The organism is Psychrobacter sp. T6-5, assembly GCF_052258485.2.
Lineage (GTDB): Bacteria > Pseudomonadota > Gammaproteobacteria > Pseudomonadales > Moraxellaceae > Psychrobacter.
This window is the reverse complement of sequence record NZ_JBQQEY020000001.1, coordinates 396,905-409,873: the sequence shown is the minus strand read 5'-3', so window position 1 is coordinate 409,873 and position 12,969 is coordinate 396,905. Positions and strand designations below refer to the sequence as shown.

Genomic DNA, 12,969 nt, shown 5'->3' with positions numbered 1-12,969 from the left:
AACTGTAAAAATTTAATCATCAGTGAGGTTAATAGCTTGGTCAGCTCTACCCTATCACTGTGTCGTTGCATACTGCGCCTGACATAGAGGCTCATACTTCGATTTTTATAATCATTGGTGCTGTCATGGGACAGTTTTGTACTTTGACTTTCTGAACTAGTCATAGAGAAGTTGGACGGCAGGGTGACGTGCCAGTACTATTAATAAATTATCTATGTAGTGATCATTTATTAGCGCTAGCGTATATGCCACAACATCCAACTGTGACTAATTTGCATTACCATAAAACCGATAAACAGCGCAGGCGCCGATAGGGGTTGTACGGTAATAAAAATTAGTGCGAAACCAAACACAGTCAACAGCCATTTAGCCATTTGACCTCGATATAGCTGGCTAACGATATGTTGGCGCGCGCGATATCCAGTGTACCAAAAGATAAAAAAAGCAAAAACGGCTTGAGTCGTGAAACTGAGCAGTGCACCAATGGCGGCGCTCTTTGCTACAGTAAGCTCACTACGTAACCAAATCGTATCTATAATCCAAGCAATAATGATAAGGATAAACAATATCCATGCTTGCCGTTTGATATAGATGCCTATTTTATCTTTTTGCGTGCGTTTGGCAGGCTTGGTCATCGATATTCCTATAGCCTTTCAGCATTGGGATAATATAGCATACTTGCGACACTTTTATCCGTAAATGACTTACTCTACAGGCATTACCTTTAAACCAAAATAAAACGCCACTTATTATAAGGAGACAGCCACTATTAAGCAAGTAAAATATGACTTTTATCAGTCACCTAACGCAATCCACTGCTATTGCTATGTTACGTAGCCGTACCAGATACTTGAAAAACAGCTGTCTCACTCTTTTTAAAACTCTAGCCTCTAGAACAGCCCTAACGAATGGCTTCCTATTCTAGGATATGCATTGGTGGATTTGCTGAGCCATTGCTGTCCATCCTTCTACAAAGTCTTCGCTATCGCTCATGTCTTCGATTTGGACAGTGGTATTAATAGGTTGCAATTTGGCAAGCAATCCTTTGCTAGCGGTGCTTTGGTTGATCAAGCACATTTGTTTGGCTGGACGATTGTCATTAAGCCAGCGCAATTGACTTGCTTTTGGGGCAAGGTGATGGTCTGGGCTTAAGCTACCTGCCAGCTTTATTTTTGTGGCATTTTCAATATATTGATAGGCATCGTGATAGGCCCAATAAGGACGCTGTTTTTGTGTGGATTGCTGTATCTTTGCTACAGCATTGTCCATACGCTGTGCAAACTTTTTGGCGTTGGCTTGGTAGGTGCTTTTATACTCTGGATTGGCATGGCTATGGATAACAGCTAAAGCACGAGTAATGGCCTTTGCATTTTCAGGATCAAGCCAGATATGTGGATCAAATGTGCCTGCAATAGGTTTTCCTTGAATATTACGAAGAGGATGTCGAGTAAAAGCATCAAAAGCAAATAGGTCAATGGCATTAGGTGCCATCTCTAAACTGCCAGTCAGGCTGTTTTCTAATGAGGGACCAAACCAAACCACAAATTTACTGTCTTGAATGGCTTTCTTATCACTTGGACTAATACTGCCATGGTGACCGACATCGCCAGCTTGTAAAATTTGGTTAGCAGAAGGGGTGCCTTCCGTCACAGCTTGGCTAAGTAAAAACATAGGATGATTGCTGACACTGACCGTTGCTGCGTGCGCGCTTAATGTAAAAGAGCCTAAGACTACCAATCCTGTAATCAGTAAGCGCTGTAACGTAATGATTGAGCGTCGTAAATAAGTAAAAACAGAGTTCATGGTAAGCTCTTTAATGAATGAGTAACAAAATTATGAGTCACAGTGTCGTGCCGCATCATGGATAAAAAATGATCAATATATATAAGAGAGGTAAGACAACTGATTCGATTCCACGTTTATTATGTTATACTATAACAATAAAAAACGCTATCATAAAAAACGTCATGCGATTACCATGCTATTTTTGGGAGCCTGTACTATGTCTACTACCTCATCGAATTGCGAACATTTACATGATGTGCAAGATTTGACTCCGCATGACGTTATTGAACGCTTAGCAGCAGCAAAAGAGCACTGTCGTCTGAGTGGGGCACGTTTTACCCCTTTGCGCCAGCAGATATATCAGCTGGTTTTAGAGTCTGATCAACCTGTTGGTGCTTATGACTTAATCACGCAATTGCAGCAAATGCGCCTCTTTGAAATGGATGATAGTGATACGCTAAAAGCATCAGGCTTATCAAAGCAATCTATAGAAAAACCATCAACCCAAAAGCGAGCGCCAAAAAATGTTGCGCCGCCAACGGTTTACCGCAGCTTGGAGTTTTTACTAAGTGAAGGTTTGATTCATCAATTAACGTCTATCAATGCTTATGTTCCTTGCTGCCATCCCAGAGCACAACACACGGCTGCCTTTTTAATCTGCGATCAGTGCCAGCGGGTTCAAGAATGTAGCAGCTTACCAGTACAAGAAATGATGAGTTTCGCTGAGCAAGATGTGGGTTTTACTGTTGAGCGTAGTGTGATTGAGCTTAGTGGTCGTTGCCAAGTTTGCCAATAAGATTTATTCAGGCTCTTTGGTTGCCTAAAAAGTACGTCACTGTCATTGTTTGTTTATTTGTATTATCCATTTACCTATTCGTTGTCACCCTATGAGCCTGTCTACCTCACCCTCTAAACAGTCGACTACTGCTATTGTGAATAGTAGTCCCACGAATGAAGCTGGCAAACTGCTGAGCTTGAACGACGTCAGCTACCATATCGGGCATCAACGTTTGCTCTCACATATTGATATCGATATTGCAATCAATGAAACCGTTAGTATTATCGGACCTAATGGTGCCGGTAAGTCAACGTTGGTCAAGCTTATTTTGGGTCTGATCGAACCCACAAAAGGCAGTATCACAGCCCATCAGCAGCTACAGCTTGGCTATGTGCCGCAGCGATTTGCTGTGCCGCCCATACTGCCGCTGCGCGTCTGCGATTTGTTGGGACAAGCAGATAAGAAGCGTCTTACTTCTGAGCAGCGACAGTTTATATTTGATAATTTGTCACTAACGCATTTATTGTCGCGACAAATGCTGCACTTATCAGGTGGTGAAACACAGCGAGTACTATTGGCACGAGCTCTATTAGATAAGCCAAATTTACTTATCTTAGATGAACCGATGCAGGGTCTCGATCCTGACACCGAGGTTTGGTTATATCAATTTATTGATGAGTTGCCGGAGTTTTTGCGCTGTGCGATGCTGGTGGTATCTCATGATTTGCACTGGGTAATGAAAGGCAGTCGCCGTGTCATTTGTCTCAACAAGCACATTTGCTGTGAAGGACAACCAAGCGAGCTTGCTATCAGCTCTGAGTTTCAAAAGCTATTTGGTCATCATTATGAGCAGCCATATGTGCATCAGCCGCATGCTTGCGAGCATCATGCACCAAGCGAGCTATAACGATAACGACCAAAAACAATGATGAGCTAAATCGAAAATAGCTCATATCAAATTCGTTAAAGCTAGGGTTACCAGACCGATAGATAGCACTAACTTTTCTTATAAAAATTTTACGGACACTTCTTATGACCGCTTGGTTAGCCATTATTGCACCTGCTTGGATCGCTGGCAGTATTTTAGCCCTACTATCAGCGCCTTTAGGATGCTTAGTCTTGTGGCGACGCATGGCATTCTTTGCCGATGCTTTAGCACATGGTACCTTGCTTGGAGTTGCACTTGCTGCTTGGTGGCAGTTGCCTATGGGTATAGGTGTGGCGCTGGTTAGTGCAGCGGTGGTGCTGTGTCTGGTACTGATGGATGATGACCGTCTGCCAGCTGATGCCGTGCTTGCGGTGGTAGCCGTCACGCTGTTGTGTTTGGGGCTATTGACTTTAACGCAGCTGACCAATCAACAAGCCAATGTCTTGGGGTTTTTATTTGGCAATTTACTTGAGCTGGACTGGGCGGATTTACCACTACTCGCTGGTAGCGTACTGGCTGGATTGGGGCTACTGTTGTATATTTGGCCCGCTCAAATAAAACTTGCAACTCATGAAGCACTAGCTCGTATTCAAGGCATTAATCCGACCCGCCAGCGACTATTTTTTATGGGCGTTCTCGCAGGGTTTTGTGCGATTGCGCTACAGGCTGTTGGAAGCTTATTGATCAGCGGTTTATTGGTATTACCTGCACTGACGGCACGCTTATGGTCTTCATCACCAAAACAAATGGTGGTCACAGCATTTATCATTGCGCAGCTCGGCGTGACGCTCGGCGTGTGGGGAAGTATCTGGCTAGATATCCAGACGGGACTCTCTATCGTATTGATACTAGCGATATTATTTTTTATCGCGCTAATTGTTTCCAAGCTAGCCAAAATAAAATTTCGGTCAGCGCGCTAGCGTGCTGATATATGGGCTATAGCAGCATTATACATTCCCTTTAGTCAACTTTATTTCATTAATATTACTAGAGCTTTCATTGGCTTTATGTTATAAACTTGCTTTACCATTATTTATAACGATTCGCTATATGACTTATCATTAATTAGCGTTAATAATAGATTCATATAACTTTGAAAATAATAGATCATTTATCCATACTCGTTCTCACAATGACCATTGTTTTGATTCGATAAGGGACCGACCCAATGCCGAACTATCCCGTCAATAAAATCAGCACGTCCGATGAACAGATAAATATTTTACAAATTACTGATTTGCATCTATCTACGCCTGTCGCTGCTGATACTGACAGTAGTCATGTCAATGAGGTGGGTGATTGTCAGCGTAATTTTGAAGCTGTACTGCAGCAAGCGTTAAATGAAGATATTCGCTGTGATTTGATTATCGTGACTGGCGATCTGGTCAGTAAAGTAAAGCCCGCCACCTATGACCATATTTTTGCCGTACTACAGGCAACCCAGATTCCTTTTGTATGTATCGCTGGCAATCACGATGTGACTGATGAGAATGGTGAAGATTTGCCGTTTTTTCAGCGGACACTCATTGCCCAGCCTGCTGACTCACGCTTACTCAGTCGGCACATCATTGAGAGTGATCACTGGCAGCTACTGTTATTAGACTCGTCTATCACAGGTAAAGTGGCAGGTGAGATAACCACCACAGATATTGATTGGCTATGCAAACGGCTTGAGGCATGTGACAAGCCTGCGCTTATCGCCCTACACCATCACCTCATCCCAGTAGATTCTGACTGGATTGACACCCATATGGCGCAAAACGCTGAAACTTTTTGGGAGTATATGGCGCCTTTTGAGCATTTACAGGTGATTATTAGCGGTCATACTCATCAAGAGCAGATTCGTTATCGCCAAGGTGTGACTGTTTATAGCACGCCATCTACCTGCTATCAATTCAAACCTTATTCGCATGATTTTGCTTACGACGAAGCGTGTTTGCCTGGTTACCGCTGGTTGCAATTAGCCAACAATGGAAAGGTTGCAAGCTGGATTGAAAGACTGGATACTTAATGCCCATATTTATTGGTGCATAAAATAGCTATAGCGCTTACACCTCAAGGATTTAGCACCTATTAATTGAAGTGGCGCTAGAGAGTAGATTAAGAAAAAATGAGATCAGTATAAAAAATAACTTCATTATTATTAAAAACAATGATACAACTTGTAAAATGAAGCGAAATGACCTGATATCTCATATTAGTCAGCAATATAGTAGCTAAAATCGTTTTTTACAGTCAGTAATTTACCACATGATTGCAGCCATGCTATCGAACCAAAATGTTGCATCGCAGTATAACTAAGCAATGGTGTGTCGATACCGATAGACCAGCATAACGATATTATTTGATCAGCTGTGTTACTTGTGTTACCAAGTGGTAAAACGTTTGATAAAGGGACAAATTATAGCGTTTGTAAAACTGATAACGTCTTGTCTTTTGATACGTCGTTTTATTGAATTAATTTGAAAAAGTAGGATACCCATATGAGCACCGTGACCACAAATCCAAGTGAAGTCAAGTTTACTCCTTATGTGCCAGCCCCAGACGAAGAGTATATGTCTGATGCACAATTAGAGCATTTTAAGGCGATTTTGTTGGAATGGAAAAACCAACTGATTGGCGAAGCGGATCGTACCAAAAACTACATCCAAGACGAATCAAGCGCCATGCCTGATATCAATGACCGTGCGACTCAAGAAGAAGAGTTTGCGCTCGCTTTGCGCACACGCGACCGTGAACGCAAACTTATCCGCAAAATCGACAAGTCTATGCTAGAAATCGAAAATGACGACTATGGATTTTGTGAAACTTGTGGCGTAGAGATTGGTTTGCGCCGTCTTGAAGCACGTCCAACAGCGACCCAATGTATCGACTGCAAGACTTTGTCTGAGATTAAAGAACGCCAAAACCAAGGCGCTTAAATCAGATAGAACTAAGATGACTGTAAAACAAAGCGACCCTATAAGTGGTCGCTTTTTGCATTTTAGACGACCGTTTAGACGACCGCCTCCTCACGCAAACGCTCCCCCTACTCTGTGTTGAGTATATGACTGATGTAGCGTTGGTGAAATGTTGCCCTTGCTCACGAAACAATCTCATTTAATAAATATCTTTTGAACCTGATTTTTATTATTCTATCTATATTATTTTTATCGATAGCCATTTATTGTGAAAACTATTCCTACTGACGCGCCATCTCACACCAAATTATCCCAGCCTATTGGCCGCTTTGCGCCTTCACCAACGGGTGAGTTGCACCTTGGTTCTTTGACCACGGCACTTGCAAGCTTTTGCCATATCAAATCGATCGGTGGACAGTGGCTGCTGCGTATCGAAGATACCGACATCGAGCGCTGTGATAGACAGTTCACTGAACAGATTTTGATGGACCTAGAGGTGCTTGGATTGCACTGGGATGGTGATGTCATTTATCAATCTGAACGTATTGATATTTATAACGAATACTTGTCTTCATCATTACGCCCATTGACCTATGGTTGCCAGTGCTCACGCAAAGACTTAGAGCAATATTGGGCGCAAGAGGAAATTAGTAGACATCACAATAATGCAAACTTAACACAACCATGCAACCAAACGCAGCCAAACAGACAGCGTTACCCACGACGCTGTGTCGCATCTGGCCTTGACAGACAACAGCATAAATTACGTATACAGCTACCAGACTATAAAATTGGCTTTCACGATGGTATCCAAGGACTGCAATGGGACAATCCGCAGCAGACACTAGGAGATATGGTGGCTCGTCGTCAAGACGGTATGATCAATTATATACTGGCAGCCAGCATTGATGACGGCCTACAACAGGTGACTCATATCATGCGTGGTTTGGATATCTTACCCATGACCACGGCACAGATCAGTATCATGCAAGCAGCACAACTGCCAACCATCGACCAATGGTATCATCTGCCATTAATCAATAATGCGGATGGTCAAAAGCTCTCTAAGCAAAATCTTGCGCAGCCAATTGATACTTCAGACCCAAGCCAGCTTATCGCTGATGCCTTAAAACTCCTACAGCAACCAAAGGTCGATATTGATACACCAGAGAATATGCTCAAGCAAGCAATTGCTCAATGGGACAATACGCCGCTACAAGGGAAACAGCAGTTGAATTCGCCTTATTGAAGATAACTAAAAAGTAACTCACAAAAAACAAATAGCAAAAAGCGCCACTGTTTGCGGCGCTTTTTTAGTGCTTGCTCATACAGTATATAAACTAACTTCAACTTTTTAGTAGTAGCGGCATTGGCTTTTTTCAATCTCAGGACTTTCTTTATATATTTTCAATAATAAAGCCACCATCACTAAGCTAATCAACATTGAAGAACCGCCATAACTAAAGAATGGCATGGTGAGGCCTTTGGTAGGAATAGCACCCATGTTCATCGCCGCATTAATAATTGTCTGTGCAATAAACACCACACCGATACCGAACGCGGTATAGCTCATGCGCATCTGGCGACGTTTTAGCGCGTTGTAGCTGATACGCATCGCACTACCGATAATCAGTGCTTCGAGTATCAATACCATACTGACACCAACAAAGCCTAACTCTTCACCCGTAATCGCCAATAGAAAGTCAGTATGCGCTTCAGGCAAATGCGACAGTTTTTGTACGCTTTCGCCATAGCCAACCCCAGTGAACTGTCCACGGCCAAAAGCAATCAGACTACGTGCCAGCTGATAATCGGTATCCTGCACATCATCAAACGGATCCATGAACGACATCACACGTACCAATCGGTACTCTGCCGTGGTCACCATCAACACTGCGCCACCAACGGCAGCCGCACCCAATGCTAAGAAGTGCTTGTAAGGTGCTCCAGCGATATAAAAAATCGCGAACAGCGTCCCCAAAATAACGACAAAAGAACCAAAATCTGGCTGCGACAATAGCAGTATCGTTATCAATGCCACCACGAGCATAATGCGTAAAAAGCCATCTAGGCCATTACGAACCTCAAAAGAGCGGCGCACCACAAAATCAGAGACAAACACAATCATGACCAGCTTGGCTAATTCTGCTACCTGAAAGTTAAAGCCACCTAGCGTGAGCCAGCGTTTAGAGCCGTTAATGGGCGTACTAAACAGGGTTGCCACCAGCAATATCCCGGTGATACCCAATAGCAGAAACTGAGTTTCAGTCTTATATAGCGTCCGTAACGACACACCATAATAAGGGATAATAGCGACGATTAACCCAATCGTCATGTACAGTAGCTGATTATTGAAAAAATACAGCTCCGTCATACCGCGACTGAGCGCAAAAGGGATAGAAGCAGAAGCCACCATCAGCAGACTGAGTACCATGATACAGCCGACGCTCGATAATAAAATTGCGCGCGCTGATGGCATAGAAAGAACACCATCTGAGCCAGAGGCTTGCTTGGTTTTGGGCGAAGAACGAAAAAAAGAGGAGAGCGCCATAATTTTATATACACTAACAAACGAAAAAACACGGCGTCTATGAAACGCCACCGTTTAAAAAATCATAAAGTAAATCTTACTAGATAGACGATGATAAAAACCCTCAATCATCAAAAAATGCTTGAGCAATCATCTATCTAGCAATCAGAGTCGTTACGGTTGACAGTAGCAGCAATCTATAAGCAAAACAATCATTTATAAGAGAAATACTGCTTTGGTTAATAAGTAATTCACGTGCTACTACACCATCTAAGCTAATCTGTTCGAGCCCATAGCCATTTAAAACTTTTAACTGATAATCGTGCTATCTGATTGTGCCATATCTAACTGAGCAACCAGTCGACTGAAATGCTCACCGCGAGCCGCATAACCACTGTATTGATCAAAACTGGCACAAGCAGGCGACAACAATACCGCTTGCACTTGCGATAAGCTGCTAGCAGTGACTTGCTGAATAGTGACAAAGGCGTTTTCTAATGTTTGGCATTGATGCAATGCGACATCATCGCTTAATTTTGTTGCGCGTAAATGCTGCTCAATTTGCTTGCCATCCTCACCAATAAATAACACTTGGCTGACATACTGATTGATAAAGGGCGTCAACTCACCAAATTGCTGACCTTTACCTTGCCCGCCCAAAATCAACAATAGCTTACCATCTTTTGGTGCATAGACCGCGCCTAGCCCTTCGATAGCGGCCATGGTCGAGCCAATATTGGTGCCTTTAGAATCATCAAAATAGTCGATATTAGCAAAGCTCCCTACATATTGGCAGCGATGCTCAAGACCTGTGAATTGCTGTAACGTCTCGAGCATACTCTCAAGGGGCAAACCTGCAAGCTCACCAAGTGCCAAAGCTGCTTGCGCGTTCAGCAGATTATGACGCCCTTTAATCAACAGTTTGTCTGCGGACAGTAATCTTTCTGTACCGCGTGCAAGATAAGTTTGGCCTTCTGTGTCTGTAATGAGACCATACTGACCTTTATCGGGCGCATGGATACCGGTACTGATTCTGGGTAGGTTGTCTGCGACTAATGGACGGGTGAGCGCATCTTCGCGGTTAATGACCACTGACTTGGCACCTTGAAAGATACGATGCTTGGCTTGATGATAGCCAAGCATATCACCGTGGCGATCTAAATGATCAGGTGACATATTGAGAACAGTCGCTACTTTTGCCCCCAAGTTAGTGACGGTTTCTAGTTGAAAGCTAGACAACTCCAGCACTGCCAACTCCATATCTGCATTATCAAGCAAAGTCAGTGCTGGCACGCCAATATTGCCACCAACACCAACATTGACGCCAGCATCTACCGCCATTTGTCCAACTAAGGTCGTTACGGTACTTTTAGCGTTGGATCCTGTGATCGCCACTATCGGTGCAGTACAGGCTTCGCAAAATAGCTGAATATCGCTAACTACTGGAATATTTGCTTGGCGCGCGGCTGCAATTGCATCATTTTCGAGCGAAATGCCTGGGCTAATAATAATGCGTGCCGCTTGTTGTAATAGCTCTGCGTCAATCGCACCAAACTGACGAACCTCGATCCCAGCGGGCAGTTGCTCTGCCAATTTAGGCGCGACTTGTGCATCTGTTACCGCTACTTGATAGCCTTGCTTGGCCAGATAATGCGCGACCGATAACCCAGACTGTCCCAAACCGACCACGACCTGTAGACCGTTGCCTTTATGGATTAAGGTTTCTGTTGCGGTATTAGCGGTCATATCTATTCCTTCTATTGAACGAGCAAAATGGCGTCAAGCAAACTGAGCGTACAGCGACTCTAAATGACACCGCCAAGATGACAAGCATCATAACGGTATCGTTCATATTTCGGTACTGATTTTTTATGACTTTGTGCTATTATTCGCCTGTTTTTATATTCAGTGGCTAATGCTATAATAGTTAGCTTGATTGATATGTGACATTGTTATGTGACAAGGCGTTTCGCCTGACTATTTTAGTTTAGCATGTTGTCACATTTATCGCGCTATTGTCACGTCTCTTTAGCAACGATTCGTGTGTGATAGTGATATGTCAGATAGTAGTCATGATTTGGCAGATTATTTATCACCCTCTACTGCAGCAAGCGATTGCTGACTCTATGTCTTATGATAGGTATTTTTTTATAGCCTATTTTAAGCAACCTGATTCAAACCATATTTTTAGGTCATTTTACTGTCCTTATCATCGTATTGATTATTGATGAGCGTATTCGTGATACCAAAAAAAATCAGTAGACATACTTATTATTGACCTTTCACACTCCAACACAGCAACATGATCCAGTACATGTTGACGTAAAAGAAAAATGAATAGCTATTATTAGCGACGCGATCATTTTATAAATGAGTAATGATTACTTTTTTTGCCTCTAACCCTATGTAGTTTACTTATGACATCTTTTATTGATAACTTGCGTGACGAGTGGTTTTCCAATGTTCGCGGTGACGTTTTATCGGGCTTGGTTGTCGCCTTGGCGCTTATTCCAGAAGCCATTGCCTTTTCTATTATCGCAGGTGTTGATCCAAAAGTCGGCCTATATGCCTCATTCTGTATCGCGGTCGTGATCAGTTTTGTTGGTGGTCGTCCAGGTATGATTTCGGCAGCAACGGGTGCTATGGCCTTAGTCATGGTCGATTTGGTTGCTGATCATGGCTTGCGGTATTTACTGGCTGCAACATTATTGTGCGGCGTTATTCAGGTCGTCATGGGCATCCTAAAGCTTGGTAATTTGATGCGCTTTGTCTCGCGCTCAGTCGTCATTGGCTTTGTCAACGCACTGGCAATATTGATATTCGCCGCCCAGTTACCAGAACTGAATCCCATGACCGAGCGTGTCGGTATGACTGTTTATATCATGACCGCTGTAGGCTTGGGGATTATCTACCTGTTTCCACTTATTCCTAAAATCGGTCGCATCATTCCGTCACCATTGATTTGTATCGTTGGGTTGACGGCTGTTGCGATGTATATGAATCTTGATATTCGTAACGTCGGTAGCATGGGTGATTTGCCAGATTCGTTGCCTGTGTTTTTGTTGCCGGATATTCCATTAAACCTAAATACATTGCTAATTATTGCGCCTTATTCTATTGCGCTTGCCATTGTGGGTTTATTAGAGTCTATGATGACTGCGACGATTGTCGATGAGCTGACCGATACGCCAAGTGATAAGAACAAAGAGTGCCGCGGTCAAGGTATAGCCAACGTGGTGTCAGGTTTCTTCGGTGGTATGGCAGGTTGCGCCATGATCGGTCAGTCAATGATTAATGTAAAATCCGGTGGACGCACGCGCCTTTCTACCTTGATCGCAGGTGTGGTACTGCTCATCATGGTAGTATTCTTAAGTGAATGGGTCAGCCAAATCCCAATGGCAGCCCTCGTTGCCGTCATGATTATGGTATCGATTGGCACGTTTAACTGGCAATCTATTCGCGAATTCAAAACGCATCCTATGTCATTCAATATAGTGATGCTAGCGACGGTATTGACCACTGTCTTTACGCACAACTTAGCTTATGGCGTTGGTGTTGGCGTGTTGCTATCTGCCTTGGCATTTGCCAATAAGATTGGTCAGTTCTTAACCATATTCAGTGAGTACGATGACAGTAGCAATACCCGTTATTATTATGTTCAAGGACAGGTGTTCTTTGCCTCGACGACACAGTTTTTGAATAGCTTTGATACCAAAGAAGCGGTAGACAGCATTCAAATTGACGTCAGCCATGCGCATTTTTGGGACATCAGTGCTGTTGATACCTTGGACAAGCTGGTCATGCGCTTGCAACGTGAAGGTATTGATGTCAAAGTGGTAGGACTCAACAATGCGAGTCGAACACTGATTGACCGCTTCTCTGTTCACGATCGCCGAGATATTGGCTTATTAGATTAAGCAAATCTGCATCCGCCTTGACATTGATGTATGGCAAGGTTTTGTGAATCGATGGATAAATAGACAGCTGCGTTGGTCAAAAGAGGTGGGTATGTACGTGATGCCTTAACCCTACGCTGAGTGGCTGATTT

11 protein-coding genes are annotated in these 12,969 nt (G+C 43.4%); 7 read left to right on the top strand and 4 right to left on the bottom strand.

The window, feature by feature from the left end:
• Nucleotides 1-236 precede the first annotated feature (236 nt).
• Both ACTXGK_RS16380 and ACTXGK_RS16375 read right to left on the bottom strand, forming a co-directional pair.
• The gene (locus ACTXGK_RS16380; protein WP_201601528.1) at nt 237-635 is read right to left on the bottom strand and encodes an ATP synthase subunit I; all 399 of its coding nucleotides are present in this window, start codon (nt 633-635) and stop codon (nt 237-239) included.
• 286 nt (nt 636-921) lie between these two features.
• A complete protein-coding gene (locus ACTXGK_RS16375; RefSeq protein ID WP_443517332.1) occupies nt 922-1,803 on the bottom strand; it encodes a metal ABC transporter solute-binding protein, Zn/Mn family in 882 nt (293 codons plus the stop codon).
• 199 nt (nt 1,804-2,002) lie between these two features.
• Here ACTXGK_RS16375 and ACTXGK_RS16370 point away from each other — a divergent pair, with 199 nt between their 5' ends.
• The 6 genes from ACTXGK_RS16370 (at nt 2,003) to gluQRS (ending at nt 7,640) form a co-directional block, all read left to right on the top strand.
• On the top strand, nt 2,003-2,581 hold the full coding sequence (locus ACTXGK_RS16370) for a Fur family transcriptional regulator (protein WP_443517333.1): 579 nt from the start codon (nt 2,003-2,005) through the stop codon (nt 2,579-2,581).
• A 91-nt stretch (nt 2,582-2,672) separates the two neighbouring features.
• Nucleotides 2,673-3,470, top strand: coding sequence for a metal ABC transporter ATP-binding protein (locus ACTXGK_RS16365; RefSeq protein ID WP_443517334.1), 798 nt, complete (start codon nt 2,673-2,675; stop codon nt 3,468-3,470).
• Nucleotides 3,471-3,595: 125 nt separating this feature from the next.
• Nucleotides 3,596-4,411, top strand: a complete 816-nt coding sequence (locus ACTXGK_RS16360; RefSeq protein WP_238038622.1) for a metal ABC transporter permease — start codon at nt 3,596-3,598, stop codon at nt 4,409-4,411.
• A 248-nt stretch (nt 4,412-4,659) separates the two neighbouring features.
• Nucleotides 4,660-5,502 (top strand): metallophosphoesterase, encoded by an 843-nt coding sequence (locus tag ACTXGK_RS16355; protein ID WP_443517335.1) that lies wholly within the window; start codon nt 4,660-4,662, stop codon nt 5,500-5,502.
• Nucleotides 5,503-5,974: 472 nt separating this feature from the next.
• The gene (gene dksA / locus ACTXGK_RS16350) at nt 5,975-6,412 is read left to right on the top strand and encodes an RNA polymerase-binding protein DksA (protein ID WP_201601517.1); all 438 of its coding nucleotides are present in this window, start codon (nt 5,975-5,977) and stop codon (nt 6,410-6,412) included.
• Between the two features lie 247 nt (nt 6,413-6,659).
• Nucleotides 6,660-7,640 (top strand): tRNA glutamyl-Q(34) synthetase GluQRS, encoded by a 981-nt coding sequence (gene gluQRS, locus ACTXGK_RS16345; RefSeq protein WP_443517336.1) that lies wholly within the window; start codon nt 6,660-6,662, stop codon nt 7,638-7,640.
• Between the two features lie 105 nt (nt 7,641-7,745).
• Here gluQRS and ACTXGK_RS16340 read toward each other — a convergent pair whose 3' ends face one another.
• Entirely contained in the window at nt 7,746-8,942 is a 1,197-nt protein-coding gene (locus tag ACTXGK_RS16340) for an FtsW/RodA/SpoVE family cell cycle protein (RefSeq protein ID WP_201601515.1), read from the bottom strand.
• A 288-nt stretch (nt 8,943-9,230) separates the two neighbouring features.
• On the bottom strand, nt 9,231-10,667 hold the full coding sequence (gene murD / locus ACTXGK_RS16335) for a UDP-N-acetylmuramoyl-L-alanine--D-glutamate ligase (RefSeq protein WP_443517337.1): 1,437 nt from the start codon (nt 10,665-10,667) through the stop codon (nt 9,231-9,233).
• Between the two features lie 671 nt (nt 10,668-11,338).
• Here murD and ACTXGK_RS16330 point away from each other — a divergent pair.
• Nucleotides 11,339-12,838, top strand: coding sequence for a SulP family inorganic anion transporter (locus ACTXGK_RS16330; RefSeq protein ID WP_201601511.1), 1,500 nt, complete (start codon nt 11,339-11,341; stop codon nt 12,836-12,838).
• The last annotated feature ends 131 nt before the right edge of the window (nt 12,839-12,969 follow it).

What these genes read in the sequence shown, in the direction of transcription:
- ACTXGK_RS16360 (WP_238038622.1), top strand. Translation starts at nt 3,596, where the DNA reads ATGACCGCTTGGTTAGCCATTATTGCACCTGCTTGGATCGCTGGCAGT.
- ACTXGK_RS16375 (WP_443517332.1), bottom strand. Translation starts at nt 1,803, where the DNA reads ATGAACTCTGTTTTTACTTATTTACGACGCTCAATCATTACGTTACAG.
- dksA (WP_201601517.1), top strand. Translation starts at nt 5,975, where the DNA reads ATGAGCACCGTGACCACAAATCCAAGTGAAGTCAAGTTTACTCCTTAT.
- ACTXGK_RS16380 (WP_201601528.1), bottom strand. Translation starts at nt 635, where the DNA reads ATGACCAAGCCTGCCAAACGCACGCAAAAAGATAAAATAGGCATCTAT.
- ACTXGK_RS16355 (WP_443517335.1), top strand. Translation starts at nt 4,660, where the DNA reads ATGCCGAACTATCCCGTCAATAAAATCAGCACGTCCGATGAACAGATA.
- ACTXGK_RS16330 (WP_201601511.1), top strand. Translation starts at nt 11,339, where the DNA reads ATGACATCTTTTATTGATAACTTGCGTGACGAGTGGTTTTCCAATGTT.
- ACTXGK_RS16340 (WP_201601515.1), bottom strand. Translation starts at nt 8,942, where the DNA reads ATGGCGCTCTCCTCTTTTTTTCGTTCTTCGCCCAAAACCAAGCAAGCC.
- ACTXGK_RS16365 (WP_443517334.1), top strand. Translation starts at nt 2,673, where the DNA reads ATGAGCCTGTCTACCTCACCCTCTAAACAGTCGACTACTGCTATTGTG.
- ACTXGK_RS16370 (WP_443517333.1), top strand. Translation starts at nt 2,003, where the DNA reads ATGTCTACTACCTCATCGAATTGCGAACATTTACATGATGTGCAAGAT.
- murD (WP_443517337.1), bottom strand. Translation starts at nt 10,667, where the DNA reads ATGACCGCTAATACCGCAACAGAAACCTTAATCCATAAAGGCAACGGT.